General features: G+C 36.8%; 20 protein-coding genes. 1 reads left to right on the top strand and 19 read right to left on the bottom strand.

Annotated elements, in window-relative coordinates; all coding sequences use genetic code 11:
- Positions 1 to 107: 107 nt before the first annotated feature.
- On the top strand, positions 108 to 1,301 hold the full coding sequence (locus AC3WSK_RS06305; RefSeq protein WP_492413530.1) for a Ger(x)C family spore germination protein: 1,194 nt from the start codon (positions 108 to 110) through the stop codon (positions 1,299 to 1,301).
- Between the two features lie 131 nt (positions 1,302 to 1,432).
- On the opposite strand, the gene AC3WSK_RS06300 is transcribed toward AC3WSK_RS06305, so the two are convergent.
- The 19 genes from AC3WSK_RS06300 to AC3WSK_RS06210 form a co-directional block, all read right to left on the bottom strand.
- Positions 1,433 to 2,212, bottom strand: coding sequence for a hypothetical protein (locus tag AC3WSK_RS06300; protein ID WP_492413532.1), 780 nt, complete (start codon positions 2,210 to 2,212; stop codon positions 1,433 to 1,435).
- 228 nt (positions 2,213 to 2,440) lie between these two features.
- On the bottom strand, positions 2,441 to 2,920 hold the full coding sequence (locus AC3WSK_RS06295; protein ID WP_492413534.1) for a hypothetical protein: 480 nt from the start codon (positions 2,918 to 2,920) through the stop codon (positions 2,441 to 2,443).
- Positions 2,921 to 3,059: 139 nt separating this feature from the next.
- A complete protein-coding gene (locus tag AC3WSK_RS06290; protein WP_492413536.1) occupies positions 3,060 to 3,755 on the bottom strand; it encodes a peptidoglycan recognition protein family protein in 696 nt (231 codons plus the stop codon).
- Complete coding sequence (locus AC3WSK_RS06285; RefSeq protein ID WP_492413538.1) at positions 3,752 to 4,138, bottom strand: phage holin family protein; 387 nt, start codon at positions 4,136 to 4,138, stop codon at positions 3,752 to 3,754. The genes AC3WSK_RS06290 and AC3WSK_RS06285 overlap by 4 nt, the downstream gene beginning before the upstream one ends.
- 121 nt (positions 4,139 to 4,259) lie before the next feature.
- Positions 4,260 to 4,820, bottom strand: coding sequence for a hypothetical protein (locus AC3WSK_RS06280; protein ID WP_492413540.1), 561 nt, complete (start codon positions 4,818 to 4,820; stop codon positions 4,260 to 4,262).
- Between the two features lie 107 nt (positions 4,821 to 4,927).
- A complete protein-coding gene (locus AC3WSK_RS06275) occupies positions 4,928 to 5,074 on the bottom strand; it encodes a hypothetical protein (RefSeq protein WP_492413542.1) in 147 nt (48 codons plus the stop codon).
- A gap of 1 nt (position 5,075) precedes the next feature.
- The gene (locus tag AC3WSK_RS06270) at positions 5,076 to 5,489 is read right to left on the bottom strand and encodes a hypothetical protein (protein ID WP_492413544.1); all 414 of its coding nucleotides are present in this window, start codon (positions 5,487 to 5,489) and stop codon (positions 5,076 to 5,078) included.
- 11 nt (positions 5,490 to 5,500) lie between these two features.
- Positions 5,501 to 7,252, bottom strand: a complete 1,752-nt coding sequence (locus AC3WSK_RS06265; RefSeq protein WP_492413546.1) for a phage tail protein — start codon at positions 7,250 to 7,252, stop codon at positions 5,501 to 5,503.
- A 1-nt stretch (position 7,253) separates the two neighbouring features.
- The gene (locus AC3WSK_RS06260) at positions 7,254 to 7,904 is read right to left on the bottom strand and encodes a phage tail protein I (protein WP_492413548.1); all 651 of its coding nucleotides are present in this window, start codon (positions 7,902 to 7,904) and stop codon (positions 7,254 to 7,256) included.
- Positions 7,897 to 9,027, bottom strand: a complete 1,131-nt coding sequence (locus tag AC3WSK_RS06255) for a baseplate J/gp47 family protein (protein ID WP_492413550.1) — start codon at positions 9,025 to 9,027, stop codon at positions 7,897 to 7,899. The genes AC3WSK_RS06260 and AC3WSK_RS06255 overlap by 8 nt, the downstream gene beginning before the upstream one ends.
- Positions 9,011 to 9,319 (bottom strand): GPW/gp25 family protein, encoded by a 309-nt coding sequence (locus AC3WSK_RS06250; RefSeq protein ID WP_492413552.1) that lies wholly within the window; start codon positions 9,317 to 9,319, stop codon positions 9,011 to 9,013. Before AC3WSK_RS06250 ends, AC3WSK_RS06255 begins: the two co-directional genes overlap by 17 nt.
- A 1-nt stretch (position 9,320) precedes the next feature.
- The gene (locus tag AC3WSK_RS06245) at positions 9,321 to 9,995 is read right to left on the bottom strand and encodes a phage tail protein (RefSeq protein ID WP_492413554.1); all 675 of its coding nucleotides are present in this window, start codon (positions 9,993 to 9,995) and stop codon (positions 9,321 to 9,323) included.
- Between the two features lie 10 nt (positions 9,996 to 10,005).
- Positions 10,006 to 10,194 carry a hypothetical protein gene (locus AC3WSK_RS06240; RefSeq protein WP_492413556.1) on the bottom strand — a complete coding sequence of 63 codons (189 nt, stop codon included), beginning with the start codon at positions 10,192 to 10,194 and terminating at the stop codon, positions 10,006 to 10,008.
- A gap of 1 nt (position 10,195) precedes the next feature.
- Positions 10,196 to 11,209, bottom strand: a complete 1,014-nt coding sequence (locus tag AC3WSK_RS06235) for a phage late control D family protein (RefSeq protein ID WP_492413558.1) — start codon at positions 11,207 to 11,209, stop codon at positions 10,196 to 10,198.
- Positions 11,206 to 11,421, bottom strand: a complete 216-nt coding sequence (locus AC3WSK_RS06230) for a tail protein X (protein ID WP_492413560.1) — start codon at positions 11,419 to 11,421, stop codon at positions 11,206 to 11,208. The genes AC3WSK_RS06235 and AC3WSK_RS06230 overlap by 4 nt, the downstream gene beginning before the upstream one ends.
- Positions 11,414 to 14,320: a phage tail tape measure protein gene (locus tag AC3WSK_RS06225; RefSeq protein ID WP_492413562.1), complete on the bottom strand. Its 2,907-nt coding sequence runs from the start codon at positions 14,318 to 14,320 to the stop codon at positions 11,414 to 11,416. The genes AC3WSK_RS06230 and AC3WSK_RS06225 overlap by 8 nt, the downstream gene beginning before the upstream one ends.
- A gap of 148 nt (positions 14,321 to 14,468) precedes the next feature.
- Positions 14,469 to 14,897, bottom strand: a complete 429-nt coding sequence (locus AC3WSK_RS06220) for a hypothetical protein (protein WP_492413564.1) — start codon at positions 14,895 to 14,897, stop codon at positions 14,469 to 14,471.
- Between the two features lie 26 nt (positions 14,898 to 14,923).
- Positions 14,924 to 15,445: a phage major tail tube protein gene (locus AC3WSK_RS06215; protein ID WP_492413566.1), complete on the bottom strand. Its 522-nt coding sequence runs from the start codon at positions 15,443 to 15,445 to the stop codon at positions 14,924 to 14,926.
- A 17-nt stretch (positions 15,446 to 15,462) separates the two neighbouring features.
- Entirely contained in the window at positions 15,463 to 16,893 is a 1,431-nt protein-coding gene (locus AC3WSK_RS06210; RefSeq protein WP_492413568.1) for a phage tail sheath family protein, read from the bottom strand.
- Positions 16,894 to 16,975: the final 82 nt, after the last annotated feature.

Below are 16,975 nucleotides of genomic sequence, written 5' to 3'. Positions count from 1 at the left end.
AAGTCACTCAAACGAGTGGCTTTTTTATATGTTACTTGATTAGTGCTTCTTTAATTTGCTTATCCTTGTAATTGAATTGATATAACAATCCCGAGAGTAAGTTGGAGGTGACAGAGATTAAAAAATCTTTAACATTTTTATTACTACTATTAATCAGCTTATTGTTAAGTAGCTGCTGGAGCAAAAAAGAATTAAATGAACTTGCTATTGTAATGGCGGCTGGTGTAGATAAAGTAGATGATGAATACGAAGTTTCTGTGCAAGTAGTTACTCCTGGTGAAATATCAAATAGACCTTCTAGTGGGCGATCACCGGTTGTAACATACCATGCTAAGGGGAAATCTGTATTTGAAGCAATTAGGAAACTGACAACAATTACACCTAGAAAAGCTTATTTTGCACACCTTCAAGTTGTTGTCATCGGAGAGGATTTAGCTACAGAGGGTATCGATCAAACAGTAGATTTATTAGCAAGAGATCCTGAAGTTAGAAATGATTTTGATGTCATCGTATCTTATCAGTCCTCTGCAAAAGAGGTATTAAATGTTTTAACACCTATAGAAAAAATACCTGCCAATAAAATGATAAATTCATTAGATGACTCAGAGAAGGCTTGGGGATCTACATTATCAGTTAATATAGAAGACTTAGTGAATATCCTTGGCAATAAAGAAAAAAGTGCCGTGCTCTCTATAATTGAAATACAAGGGGATCCACAATTAGGCATAGATAAAGCTAATGTAGAAAGAATTAAAACTTCTACGAAATTGAAGTATGCGGGCTTAGCTATATTCAAACAAGATAAATTAATAGGATTTTTAACAGAAGAAGAAAGTAGAAGCTTCAATTTTTTGAATGACAATATCAAAAGTACAGTTGAAGTTATTTCTTGTCCTGAAGAAGGTAAGTTAACAACAGAAATTAAAAAATCAACAACTAAGATTAAGGGAAAATTTAAAAACAATACGCCCCAAATTAATGTTCGTATTGATATAGATCAAAATGTGGGAGAAGTTGAATGCGCTATAGATTTAACTGAAAACAAATCTATTGAGTATATTAATAAAAAAACTGCAGAGTTGATAAAGACTGGAATTGAAAAAACACTTATGACAATTCAAAGGAATTATCAAGCCGATATTATAGGGTTTGGGGAAGTGCTTCACCGTGAAGATTACAAAACATGGAAAAAAATTAAAGATGATTGGTCAACGATATTTCCCGAATTAGAGATAAAAGTTGACGTCAATGTAAACACTACTGGCGTAGGTACTATGACAAACTTGAAATTAAAGGAATAATTTAAATAATTGGTTATGAAGGTAAAAGACCAGGTACTCACATATTTATGAGCGCCTGGTTATTTGTTTAAATGACTTAAAAGTAATACTTCTGCTTAAAGTTCTTAATTCCTTCTTGATATATCGAAGCGTTATACAAATCCAGCACCTACATTAAGCTTAATACGATTAATATAAGGGTAAATTATAGGATTACTACCAACACATAATGCAAATGTTTGGGATGCATCTTCTAAAGCTGCTGGAATTGCACCTGGTAAACCTCCATATGTGGCAGGCGTTAAAAAAGGAGCTAAATCTCTCAATAAGATATTTGTAGCATTTGTCATACATCTGTCTAAAATTTCTTGTGCTTGGTCGCGAATAACTATAGGTACAGTTACTTCTAGATAGACCCGATATGTCCTAGTATGAAAAGGATCATCCCATTTCGGATCCGGAACGCCAAATGATGTAATTGTTTTTCTTATGACAGTTGTTTTAGAAAGTTCATCTTCTGAGATAGGAGGCCTTCCTCCATCTCCTGTTGCAGGGCCATTAGCTTGGCAAGTTTCACTAATAACTTTAAGTCCTGTTAAATCTGCTGGATTATAATCCATAGCACCGTGATTTACACCCGTATGAATAGCTATAATATCTGATAATTCCACACGGTTACTATTAGGATCATAATTGCCCACACAAGCAGTTATAGTGCCAAGATTCGGGATAGTTGTTTGAATTTTCTTCCCTTTTAATCGAGGAAACTCTTGCGGTGATACAAAGTCAGAGTCAAATCTTTGAACTAAATGATTATTTACCGGCATATTAGGATAGTAGGCTTGTTGATAGTTAGGGCTGAGATTCTGCCCAAAATAAGTGTCATTATATATTAGCCCACCACACATTGGGCAGTGATAGGAATAATTCATTTTATTTCCACCTTTCAATAAGCTCCTTAATACTGTATTCAGTTATATACATATTTGTGCTCACTATTGGAAATTATATTTCCAGTTAGAGGAATATAGTTTTTTATAAGAACGGTTTTTTATAAACACACAGGAACAAGTGTCCTTATTTTAGCAAGTACAAAATATTGGAAATAAAAAAAGACTAGGCGCTCATTTGAGTACCTAGTCCCTTGTATATTGTGTTCGCTATTTAATTCTGTTTAAAGCATTATCCAATTCACTTACCCAGTTCTTCCCACCATAAACGACAAAGATTGTTTCGTTCTCTTCTTCATCAAAGACATGAATTTTCTGTGTAATGAAGAAATTTAACCCTAGTTCAGTTCGAACTACCTCATCTAAATAAACTTCCCAATATAAATTAGGATTTAAATTTATAGCATGGGCGCAAAAAATCAATCGTTGATTTGTTAACAACAAACGACCACCATCAGATTTGGTTACACTGTAATACATATTTCCTAAACCTGAGCGTATTGGAAATTCATTTTCATTCATTTCAATATCGTGGAAGAAGATTTTTTTATTTGTTAGTTTAAATTCATTGGAATCAAAAGTAATTTGTTTCGCCTTTGACGTAATATTATAACTACCACAGTACTCACAGACATTTTCTGTTGGATCAAATGTTGCAGCACAGTTTGGACAATTTAAAGCTTTAACCATAGCTTCATCGCTCCTAATATGTATTTCTTATAAAGTATACTTTGAATTACTAAATATACCAATATTATAAAAGTAAAAAAGCCCAGGCTCAAAATTAATTGAGTACCTGGGCATTTCAGCTACAAGGTGGCTGATTTAATCATTTCACTTCATATAATTTTGTTATTTTGCTCTCATTGTTATAAACAAGCTTCAATCCTAATAGGTCAGCTAAATCACGTACTTGAACATGCGTCCTACCATCTATAATCACAGCTGGAATAGTCTTAGCATCATTGAGCATTACTTTCGCTGCTTGCACCTCTTTTACTTCCTCTAAACCATTTTTAATGTCCAGCTTGAATTGCTCCTCTGAAATCCCCATGCTCTGCAGATACGAAAAAGGATCTCTATGTGTCGTACCTTTTAAATTGTCCGTAATCCAACGGTGTGATTTTATACCGTTGCCACTGCCATCGAGTACAACAGGTATTCCAGCCTCTTTAGCAAGTTCACGTAACAACCAAATATAAGCAGCGTAATCCTTCTTAAATTGCTCCTTATCATTTGTACGAGCCAACTCTACTTGTGCATAGCTAAGTGGGTTACCTTTCGGGCCACAACCATATTGCACACGATTAACTGGCGCAACTTGTACAATTTTACCGCCACAGCCTACCCAGTGAGATGTAAATGCATTGGCTTTATTGCGGTTCATGTATGCTATTTCATTTTCTAAAGCGTTTGGGCCACAATTGTTTGGATTCCCTGATTCATGGGCAATGACGTATTTAGCAGCTGTCAAAGCATAGTTTGGCAATCCTGACATTAAGCGTTTTTCGATAACATACGTCATTTGCGCCCACCTTCTTTGTTAAGTTTTTCAATTGTTTCTCCAACAATTCCAGGCATATCTACACCTAATGTTTGAAGGTTTTCAGCGATTGAACCACCTTCTTTGTATAGGAATAAAGCTAATGTGAAGCCTGTTAAATAGAAATCTAATCCAAAAATTAAATCCAATAGGATAACAAATGTAATAGCCACAAGCTCCCCAATCCATCGAATGATACCATCACGCATAATCCGTGATTGATAAGGCGATACCTTTTTCCATGTTTTCAATAAGCCTGTTACAAAATCCAATACTTTAAATGCGAAATAAGCAAGTAGCATATATAAAATCGTTGTTGGTACTAATGATAAAAACGGATATTGAATTAATTGTGCAATGTCCATAAGACACCTTCCTTTTCCATAAAATAAAAAGCCATGAGAAGCATCGAAATTCAGTACAGTGTACCGTTGCCCATCTCGATTGCTCTCATAGCTCATAATAATTTTTTTCAATTGGAATGCATTACTGTTCCCATTGTATTTGTGTATATAAGTTTAGCTTTTTTTCTTCTCCTAAATCACTTAAATCCTTTCTCAATTTAACAATTTTCATTGTAAAAGCTGCGCTAATTTTATCATCACTATTATCATCTAGACTAAATAAATTGGATTTAAGTTTTGCAAATCTAAATTTTCCAGGTATCAATTCCACATCACCTTTTACTCTCAAAGCTCTACATGATGCCCAACACTCATCAGGTCTCTGATTTTCTATATCTGTAAACCCTTGAGTTTTATTGTACCTCTTCAATGTATAATTTATTTCATCAATGTCTGCTTCTATTATGTCGTCATTTACCTCAACTTCAAAAATCATTAGATAAGGGTCCTTATCATATATAACGCAGGTTTTATTGGCATAGTCCGTCGAAACTGCTAAATCGCCAAAGTATACATAGCCATCTGTAGTTGGTGATCCTATCTCCTCTTTTTTATAGATTCTATCTACATTACTACCTTTTATTTTTTTGTCATCCAATATTTGAATTCCTCTACTATATGATGTTCCATGATAAAGTTTCAATTGACTTCTCCATCCTTTCATCTGCTTTACTTCGACAAAAGGAAAGTATTCCCTGCAACTTTAGGCATAAAAAATAACGCTAGCTTATGCTGCGTTTACTAGTTTACTTATGTTGTTTTATTTTGCTTAGTTACCTTAATCTTGTCGGCTTCTTTTTCAGTAATTAAACCTTTAGAAACAGCTAAATCAATTTCCTTTTCCTTAGCTCTACAATTTTCCCAGTTACGTAAAAAACAAGTATATACAGGATTCATATTAATTACCTCCTAGCCCTAGCATTAATTGCATAAGTAATTCATCTTGGTCTGCTTGTGATTTATGCAGATTTGTGTTGTTTTCCCTTAACACTTTATTTTCTTTCTCCAGTTCTTCCAATCGTTCCATGATTACTGGGTTCTTGGATGCTTCTGCCTTTGCATTAATATAATCTGCATAATTCTGACTTATGATATCGAAATCTTCTTTTGTGATGATTTCGACATTCAATCCTTCGAGTGATTCCTCGGTGCCATTATACATTACATACCCAATATCATCCCGATCGTCAACGAATGCATATAATGAGTATTTCATATCAATGCCGCCATAGACATATGTTTTCGAGTTCCCCACTACTACTGCCAAACCATCGGTTATTTTTAGGTGAATTGCGTTTTCTGTATTATTCATAATATCTCTCCTCATCCGTTTGATGTAACCCAATTGTACGGGTACGTATGGACATTGGCTTGGTTTTGATTTAAGCCCATATTCTTTTGCCCAAATGCACCTGTTGTCTTATCGTACACGATAGACGAGTACAATAATCCTCTGATGTTATCTGGTGATGTCATCAATGCGTCCTGACCATTACCATAGTCCGCGTCTATCACCTTCACCGATGTTAGTGTTAGGTCATATACAATGACTTTCATAAGATCTCTTCTAGTAAATACCACATAACCATCTATTAATTGGACGTTATATCCGCTAGCATAAAGTGAGTCTAACGCAACAGACCATGTTTGTATTAACGACCCCGCACCGCCTTGGAACGGTGCATATAGCTTGTGTAAACGCGTTATACCACCCTCCGCTCGCTCAATAGTGTATAAATACCCATCACGTTGTACACCAGATAGACCACCTGCACAAGGCTTAGCGGCTGTTATATTGCCATTCGCATTAAACGCTGTTGATGTTATTTGGAATATGCTTATATATGTTGAACTGTCACTAGAAAATAATTGGTATGATGATGGTGCGTAGTCTGTGACTAAATGCCATCCTGAACGGAAATATGAACCCCACCCTTTGATATGTGTCCATGAATCTGAGTCAAACAACGCTTGATAGCTACTAGTAGTTAACCTAAAGATTTTGGTCGCATCAAGGTTAGCAGGTGAGTTAGTTGCTGTAATTCCAAATAGACCGCCAACTGAGAATATCGGTGCTTGCAGATGATTCCATTGATAAAGTGTCCCAGATGTATATAACATCTGTTTATTAGGTATGAATGGTGGCAATTTACTGATTATAGCAGTACCCGTTTTTAAACCGTCGTCAGTCCCGAACGTCCTACCCTTCGCAACCTCTGCCGCTGTAGCGTTCCCGTACTCCCCCCCTTCACCCTGTAAGATAAAAGCCCCTGTACCTGTGAATATTGCGGGGTTTGTAACTGTAGCGTTGTAGCGTACAGCATAAATAGCGTCTTTTTTAAAGTTCTTAACTAAGTTACCATTAGCATTTAATACCACTTTTTGCGGTAAACTACCAACCTTGATTACAACATTAGTAGTACTAGCTGTTGGACACTTAAGCACCAGACCCATACCGTCTACATAGTCAGTTATTGTAGTATCAAGCGTGACACTGTATATATTCGAAGCAAACGTTGGTGTTGTATGGAAAGGGTGCTTCACATAATCGACTTCATGTTTAGTTAGCTTTTGTTGTACATTTTCCAGTCCTGAAACAATAGTGGCTACTTTTTCATCTACATATTTTTCACTTGCATAAATAACAGATGTATCTATTTTCAATGTGACAGCACTTGTATTAGTCACTTCAAAGATAGCTTTAATAGTGAGCTCTTTGGTACTACCTTCCGAAAAAATAGGCTTGTATGTCAATGGTAATTTCCCGATTGCTAACAAAACATTATTCTCATCAAAAATACCAATTTCTCGAATTTCAAAACCACCAACCGTTCCAGGTATGACGGCTTTAACAACAATCCAATTAGGATTGTTCGGATCGGTTGTTACAGATGATGCATTACCAATCCACACTTGATTGCGTAGTGCTGTAGCTTCTTGTGTTGGTGTGTAATAGGCACCATTACTATCACCTACAGCTAATTTCGCAAAGTTTACTTGTTTTTGAGTAATCGAGGCATTTGCAACGGCTGCTAAACCAGCGTTTGTTAGTATTGTGTCAAATCTTTCACTCAATTTAATTTCCTCCTCTCGGATAAATGGTTAGATTTTCAGAGTTTGCTGTATTAGCAGCTGCTATTTTAATTTTTGAGTTTGTTGACAAGTCAGTAGCTATATATGGATACACCACTATTTCTTCCCCGGTAAGTGTTGCGGATCCTACATGAATTTTGTTTTGTCTAGAAGTTAAATTAATATCAAGTACTTCAAGCCATGAGCGGTTGTTTTTGTATGTTTTAATTAAACGTTCCAGAAGTTTGATTGTGGCATCGTCAACGCCTCTATCAGATACATCTATATTTGCCTTGAAATAATAAGGATCTCCATCATATTCAAACCATTCATCTATTTTTCCTTCCAGATTCAACAATTCGAATACACGTAGTAGCGCAGATTTTGTTCCTTTTTTTCGATGTATGTGTAGAGCATTTCTTACAACGTTTTTCTTTTCTTCAAGAGTTAACCCCTCGTAAAAATCAACATGTTTCTCATGTGCTAAAAAATCGACAAGCAAGCTTGGAGCATCAGTTAATAAATACAAGTTTGATATAGCTCTAAACTCTTCATATAGTTGAGTCATTTGTATTTCAAACGCTTCGGCTAGCGCAACTGTGAAGGGATCTTTTTGTAAGGAGTAAGGTAATAGTTTTTTTATTAAACTAGTCATCGATGAACCCCATGAATGTTAATTTATGTTCAGTCGCGACAGCTATCTTTGTTTTTTCAATTTCTGTGTAACTTACCCCAACTACCTCCACACGTTCCGCTAGCTTCTCTGTGGATATACTTTTAAGTCTATTTACAATTTCGCTTGGATTGATGTCACGACCTAATTTAGAACGTTGCCAAACTAGATAAGATTGATATTCTGCTTCGACTTTTTGCATGAGTCCATCAGCTACTGTTGCTTTTGAGTTTGGTAGCCAATATTGCACTTCAATTTCGAAATTTAATACATCTGGAATAGTTGCTATTACATTGTCAGTGAGTGGTCTTACACTCTCTGAAGAACAAATGGCCAAGATTTTATCTAAATGTTGTTGTGTAGGGATTTCACCATTTTTAAGTAATGCAACGATTCTAGTAACACCAGGGCTTGGACTATCCACTTCAACATCAGCAATATCTTGGCTAGAGGTTAATGCAAAATACTTATATGCTAAATCTGGCCCAGCAACAGAAAATTTTTCTGGTGCTAATCGGATACGATCTGCATATGGATCATCTTCTTCTACTTCCACACCACCACTTGAAACAACAGTATTAACAACAGATTTTACGTATGGCAACGGATCCACTAACGTTACTGTTTCACCTGGTAAATAGTCATTACCCATTTCGCCTGTTTCTGTGCAAGTCATTGGTAATTCAATGTAATTAGTATCGATAGGCACCACAGCAACCTTTGTTGTTTGGAAATATGCCTCTGCGATTTTCACCCGTGTTCCTTGTGGAATCGGTAAAGCTACACCTCTAGTAGCTTCTAAATTGAATCCTATAATTGTAGTAGCAGCTTTATCAACTAACCTTGGTGTGTCTAACTCGTCACCTTTTAAATCCAACATATCGTCTGTCGCGTATGCTAAGAGATTTTGTTTTAATGCATGTTCAGCTCGATTGCGTTCGAACGATACAAAAACAGCTAGCGATTCAACAAGTTTTCTCCGTGGATCCCCTCGTTGAAACTCTAGCCCTGTTTTATCATTTACGTGCTGCAGCATTTCACTAACAATAGATTCAGGCGACTTATCAAAAAACGTTATATCAGGTAAATCAAATCGATTCGTCATTTATTGTCACCTTCACTTTCGTTCTAAGTAGCCCTTGTTCGGCTTCTCCTGTTATTTCAATTTCCTGGACAGTAGCCCTTGGTTCAAATTGATTTATCGCTTCAACAACATTTGCACTATGCAATGCTTTAACGATAGTAATAGGCTTATCAATTACTGACTCAATACCAAAACCACGATCTAAAGGGCAATTCATTGTATAAGTAGACAAAATAAAAGCGACATTTTGCAGTACTTCTTGTACCCCTGTCGCTCCGTAGTCAATATTGGTCATGGCTTCTACTTCATACAAGTTAACTCACTCCTTTGAACGTAGAATATTTCGTACTAGCTGTTATATACTTTCCACTACCGAGATTGTACCAATCCCCTTTTTTCTCATAGACGGTTAAAGTGTTATTCTTGTATGCACACCCTAGAATTTTATGGTTTGTACCTGGTCCAGAACGTATATTAACGGACTGTACAGTAATTGTAATGGTACCTGTTTTTTTCTTAGATGTTTTACTGCTATTGCTGTTGTTTGAAGTTTTAGCCGTCTTTTGAGTAGTTTTCTTTGATGATTGAATAGTAATGGGATACTCCAACATTTCAATTGTCGCATCAATAGCCAGCATTCTACCTTTGTTGTCGATATCCGGATATTTCTCTGTGATTCTATTTACAACAAAAGCATTATTTGAAAAAGGGCGATTTCCAATCACTAATATTGCTCGTTTCCCTTTTCGGATATATTCCTGCCATTTCTCAAGTTCTTTTATTGGATTAACACCTAATGCAGCACGTAGCTGTATATCAAAAGTAATCGGATCTACATCTAAACCTTCGAACTCTAGAATGGGTTTTTGATGCTTAATTTCATGCTTGGTATATCTAGCTTCCATCGTTCGACTTAACTCATCAAATGTTTTCACTTGTTGAGCTGATACTGTAAACACTAAATCACCAAATGTTGCGATTGTGCCCATAACATCACCTCTATTCTATCTCACCTATCATATAACCTTTTCCATTTTTGAATGAGCATACAACGTGTGCATCTACTTTTGGTAGCTCAGTACCTTTAAACACCTGAATTTCGCGTGATACCATATCGTTACTTTCTAAACGTTTCACACGAATATTCCTTGTCGCATCATCAACGCTTACTACTTGGCATTCTTCCATATCAATACCCCTCCAGACATCTACGTAAATATAATGTGGTGGATGAATCATTGTGCACCACTTTAGATGCAATGTACTTACCGTTTAATTTTCCGAACTCAACCAAGTTAAATGTCATGCCAGCATAGAGAGGTACTAATGAATACACTTTTAATGTCACTGTTGTAGCCTCTTTATTCTTTTCACGAAGCTTTTTCTTAGCTATTCTTAACGCTTCCGCTTGGGATTTAACCTCTTGTTTCACGTTTAGAACACGGCCAGTCTTATTCTGTTTTTTCGGTGTAAAAGTAGCAGAAATGGTTTTCTTTTTTACCGTATGTGTAACTTTGCAAGCTTTATATGTGTCTGTTAATGTACTCTCAAAGCTTCGCTCTATTACTTTAATTAAGTCGGTTTCTTTACTTTTACGTCTGATGTAATACTTAGCTCCTTGTTTTTCGTAATCTTCCTCATTTAAAACGATAATGCTGTTATTGGCGTTTTTTAAGCATAGCCCCTCATCTTTACACAAGCGATAGATAAAAGCTAAATCCGTTTCGTTGTCTTGTTCAATACGATCCTTAGTTGGATTTTCTGATGATCGCCAAACTAGTTTCATACCATTTCTTTTTGCAATTTCACTGAATACACTTTTTAATTTAACTTTTTCCCAAGCCTTACTTTTGTATTCTCCCCGTAAGCTAGACTTTTCAGATGTAGCCATAGCCATAATGGTAATCACAGATTCTCTACCAGTAATCGTATCAACTTCAAATTTCCCGATTTGCTGTTTAAAGGAACTGTTTTCCCAATTCAATTTTTCAATTGTAGCTTGGATAAGAGAGCCTTTTGATGGAAACCAATCACCAAGCCACAACGCTTCTGTATCTTCTAATTCAATATTTAGATCATCTATTTCACCTGACAGATTATCTGTATACGTCCAAGAAATTAAGTGTTGATTTAGTATTTCTTTGATACTTTGATGATTATAGAGAATGTTGAGTTTTGTACTTTTGGCAAGTTTCGTACTCATAGTTCATCTTCCTCTCCTAACCATTCCGGCCTTTCTGTGACTTCCTCTACCATAACTTCAGGAACGTTTAATAAAAGTCCGCCTTCAAAAATTAATACGTCTTTATATTTTGGATTGGCTTCAAATAAAAGAGGGAGCAAATACTCGCTCCCCCACAACTTATATGCAATTAAATCCCACGTATCTCCTTGAATAGTTGTATAACTACTCATATGCCGTCCTCCTTGATGTTGCACCACCGCTTGTTGGAACCTGTGCATTGTCAATACGAGCTTTCAAACTATTTAAAGCTGCTATTACACCTTGTGTCGCTGTTTGAATACCTTGCATATTGAACATTCCAGATGCAGATGCTATTGCTGCCGCTAGACTTGACATGTTAGATGTTGATTGATCAGTTGCTGCTTTAAGCGAATAAAACGATGTAACAAAGTCTGTACTTACTAATCCTGAATACATCGTTAAATTATTCATATTAGCAGCTGTGGTACTAGCACTTGTTTGAAGCTCTGTAAATGATCCCGTTAACATAGTCATAGTTTGGCCTACCAACGGAGCGCTTGTTGATATTGCTGTAAACGCTGTATTAGTGGTTACTAAACTTGTTGCAAGTGTAGTCATATTTTGACCAATCAGCGGAGCACTTGTAGCTATTGGTGTAAAGGCTGTATTAGTAGTTTCTAAGGTAGTTGCAAGTTTATTGGCTGATTCATTTAACTTTGTAGTATCGATGGATTTAGCAGCTTCAGGACTCGCCTGTTTTGTTGATCCGGGTACTGGTGTCGGATTCTGTGCCAATGTTGGTCTAGGTGCCAACGTCCGCAACGGTTCTGGTGTACTTTTAGCAACCTCACCACTACCTCTTGCTGTATCAATAGTTTTTCCACCTAACCATTTACCACCGAAATATCCTGCTGCTCCACCAAGGGCTCCTCCTGCAACTGTACCAACCGGTCCAAATATTGTTCCAATTGCTGCTCCCGCTTTTGCACCACCCCAGCCACCTAGAGCTCCTCCTGCAGTTTCTCCAGTTGCTTTGACTTTATCTGATGATTTAAATATATCCAAACCGCCTGAGATTAGACTTAATGGTACAAGCCCTTTACCAACCCATTTACCTGCAGTCGATAAAGCCTTTCCACCGCCTTTGGCAAGGCCTTTACCTGTATCCCAGATAGATGAGAAAATAGATTTCTTGCCTTTATTACCACCCGTTGATGCATTTGTTGATGTGTTTTTTGAATTTTTACCTTTACTTTTCTTTTTTGACTCCCCTGATGTAGAAACTAGATCTCCTGATTCTGCACCTTTTGCTGAGTCTTTATTTTTTTCTTTCTTACCACCTTTCCCACCCTTGTTCTCCATTGCCCATCTGCCGGCACCTATAGCGCCTTTCACGAGTGTTCCTCCACCCAACATCCAAGCTGCAGCACCTAAACCTAAAGCTCCGCTAAAGTTTCCTTCCAATGCACTTGAAAAAGCTCCACTAGCAGCGCCAGTTAACCCAGCAATCCATGCTTTCCCCGCGATTGTACCTAACTTCGTAAAGATTTTACCCATCGCTTCGCCACCGGGTCCACCTACCCATGCTTCTGCTTTTTGCATAGTAGTGTCTAACATGTATTCAACTTTTTCACCAAAGCCCATATCCTTAAACATTTCGTATTTTTGCATGTCTTTGGTGTATTGAGCCATCATATTTTTTGCATCAGTAGGGTCCATATCCGGTGTGATTTTTGGCATAATTGGTTTCGAGTTGAATGGTTCTGTAATGTCATTAAGAACTTTCGCTGTTTTTTCTCCAGCTTTTTTAATAACACTCATGTTATCTTCAATATTTCCTGATACACCGCCAAAAAACTTTTGTAGCACTGGTAAGACTGGCGACATAAATTCGATTTGGGCTGTTTGGATACTGGCTTGTAAGTTATTAAGAGCCCCGCTGTAATTATCCATCATTGTTTTGGACATTTTCGCTGCTGTTCCGTCTGATTTCTCCATTGCAGTTGTCATTCGGTCCAACTCATCTGAACCAGTCGAAAGTAAAATAGCCCAATGTTTAAATGCTTCTGCACCAAATATTGTTTGTAGCGTATTAACTCGCTGCTTATCACTCATTCCTGCTGTGCCTTTTTCTATCTCTTTTATCACGCCAGGTAGGGACTTCATTTTTCCATGAGCATCAAAAAACTCCATGCCTAAACTTTTCGCCTTTTTCGCTGCTTTTCCTTCATCCTCAGCTAATTTACCCATTGAGCTTGAAAATGCTTGACCGGCTATTGAACCCTTCAACCCTTGGTTAGCCATTGCCATCATTGCTGCGGTTGTTTCTTCGAGAGACCATCTAAATTGATTTGACGTAGGAGCTGCATATTTCATAGCTTCACCAATCATCTCAACGTTTGTGTTAGCGTTAGCTTGAGCATAAGCAAAAACGTCTGCAGCATGTCCAGCTTTAGTTGCTTTCATGCCAAATGCTTGCATGGTATCACTTGTAATATCTGCTGCTCTACCTAAATCTAAAGAACCTGCCGTAGCTAAATTAAGCATTCCTGGCATAGCCGACACAATATCATTGGTTTTCCAACCAGCTAAAGCTAAGAATTCTTCCCCTTCTGCAACTTGAGTGGCCGTAAATATAGAGGTTTTACTTAGTCCTATTGCCTGTTCCCTTAATTTATCAAAATCAGCACCTGTAGCACCCGATATTGCAGATACTTTTGACATTTGCTTCTGGAAATTTGCTGCTGTATTTACTGATGAAATTGCTAGTCCTGTAGCTGCTGCAGCTGTACCAACTGCTCCGACACTTGCAACTGTTTTAGCCGTATTAACACCGCTTGAAAAAGTTGATTTTAAAGCAGAAACACGCCTTTGAGATCCTTCGAGTTGTTTCAATTCGCGTGATAGCTTTGCTGTACTTTCGGCATATTGAGATTGATGTATAGCTCCTTTATTATAATCTCGGCCCAAGCGATTCATTTCTTGCTGTACAGCTTTTGCACTACTGCTTAAATTCTTTAGTCCAGATGCAGCGTTTCTAAATGAACTATTAAATGAGCCACCGATAGCGCCGTTTATCTGAACTGTTGTTTCAAATGTTTTAGACACTATCCATCAGCCCCTTCAAAATCATCAATTGCTTCCATCCAAGCATTCAACTCACCTATACTTTGTTTTACCCAAAAATCCATGCTGCCAGGAACACCAATGCCTAACTGTATATATATCTTTCTAAGTCCCTTAGCACCATTGTTTCCTACCACTGCAAGAAAAAATTTCTTGTTTGAAAGGCCACTTCTAAATAATCACCGCCGTGTAATTTTCTTAAATCATCCTCCATAATGCCAGATGCTCTAGACATCAATTTCAAAATAACAGCTTGATTCCATAAATCATCAAAACCAGTACCCATTTCACGTAATTCAGCATCAATTTTTAAAATTTTATCCCCAGTCATTGTTGTAAAATCAAGTTTAACCTCATTTAAAAGCGCCCCATCAGTAATTTTGATAGGACGCTTGATTTTAACCGTTTTAATTTCCGGATTCTCATTTTTTGTTTTATTTTTATCCTCTTGATCGATTAGTTTCTCTGTAGGTTGATCAAGTACTTGTTCATTTTTTTGTTCATTTTTTTGTTCATTTTTTTGTTCATTTTTTTGTTCATTTGAGTTTTCATTGTTCATTTTTCTATCCCCTATCAATTGTTTTTTTATATACCTAGTGCAGCACGTAATTTTTCCATATAATCGACATTTCCAACACGATAAATATAGTTGAGTTTATCAATCTCAATCAAAGTTTTTCCGTCATATTCCATTTTTATATATAAAACTTCAACTTCTGATGACCCTTCATAAGGCGAACCTTTTGCTGCCTTACCTAAATCATTATTAATTGGAATCCCACGTATAACAATACGGTTAACACTAAACTCATGTTTACCTTTCGCACCATCGTACTCTTGGTTTGCTAATCGAAAATCTAACTTAATTGCTTCTGGTTTTAAAAATTCTAATAGTTCATCGTTAATCATTCGCCAGTTGATTGTGGCCTTCATTGATTCTAAGTGGCTAAAGTTTGGAGAATCGTACTCCCCCATAACCCCACCGCCACTTACAGTTTCAGTTTTAGGGTTTAATGATGGTAGTTGTAAATCAGCTACTCCTTTTAGCTCAGGACTGCCATTTGCATATGCTCTAAAATCATTTAATTTTTCAGGGATTTTTGCCATTTTATCGTTCCCCTTCCTTAGTTAAAAATTGTGTCGTAGTAAGACTTGTCTACTTGTAATATGTTTTCAATTTCTTGCCCTGGCGTTGGTTCAGCCACAAAATACCTGAAAATTATTTTGCCGTTTGTTAACTGTTCGCCTGGATTATCTTCCGCACGAGCTTCTACTCGTCCACCAATAATTGCTCCATCTCCTTGCAGACCATTCATCCACATATTCATCTCGTCAACAATTTCATCAACCATGCGCGGACGGATTGGACCATCTACCTTCTCCCAAGTTTTAAGTACAATTGTATTGCCGATGAAATTATGCATTATACGGTTCGCATGGAATTTATCTTTTACGTCTGTAACATTTGGATAAGCAGCTGTGTAATTTCCCCATGTGACAAATCCATTTACAAAATTCATTGCTGTTACAATACCTTGATCATTTAAAATTTCTGCCTGGTTCGGTTCCAGTTCTACTTCTTCGTATTTGTCACCGTTTTTCACAACTAACTTATCGATAGGAATTGATTTATTTGATGCAGATTCATATGGATAGTTATTGTTGATTGCACAAACTTTTAAGACGTTACAAGCGAAATGAGTCGATAAGTGATACACTTTATCTTTTCTAGCTACTAGTGGCCAACAAAAAGCTTCTAGCTCACCTGTATAGCCGTTATCATTTTTCCAACCAGATACATCAGTAAACACTACAGTTTCGCTTGTATCTGCATCTGTTAAAGCGAATGACTTGAAATACGTATTTACATAATTTGCTTTTGCTCGCATGACTGCAGCTACAGTTGGGTCAAGTGCAAATTTTGGTGCCAGGATTAGACTAGGCACAAGGCGTAAACGTGGAAATACCTTATTAATGCACTCTAATCCTGATGCTTTACCTGTATCAACATCATATCCACCTATAATTTCAGTGGCTGTAACAAGCGAAGGATCTAACATATCATATTCCGCTGTAACTGCTGTTTGGGTAGTTAAAAAGGCGATTGTAACTAAACCAACATCATTAAATGACGCGATGTAATCTACATCTTCTTTTAATTCTGAATTGTTTGCTATCAACTTTAGTGATTTTTTAAGCACACCATAATTTTTTATCGTAGCTTTATGATTCTCGATTGTTAACGTTTGTTCTGTAAGGCTCTTTTTATGCACTTTAGGGTCTAATACGTTCACAAAAATAAACGGCCCAACTTCAAATTCAACAAACGCTGCATACGCTACTTCACATAAAGTATAGTTGTCCCAATCCTTCGAGTACCCCAACTGCTTTTTAAAGTCCGGTAAAGATTTACACATAATAGGTTTATTTATATTGTCAATGCCCTCAACTAAGTTGACAGGCGCTGTACCAAAAACAACTGGTACGATACTAGAAACAACGGATGGTGTTCCAGGGCTTGTTGGTTCCTCAAGCACACGAGATCCATGTGGCATATTACTTCACTCCCTCAAAGTATTCTATTACCTTTTTGTAAAACATTGATTCTACTGTTCCAGAATCATTCAAATGCATTTG

This window comes from Lysinibacillus sp. EB271-A1-10B, assembly GCF_058791335.1.
Note: the sequence above shows the minus strand (reverse complement) of the source record. Positions and strands in the feature narration are given on the sequence as shown.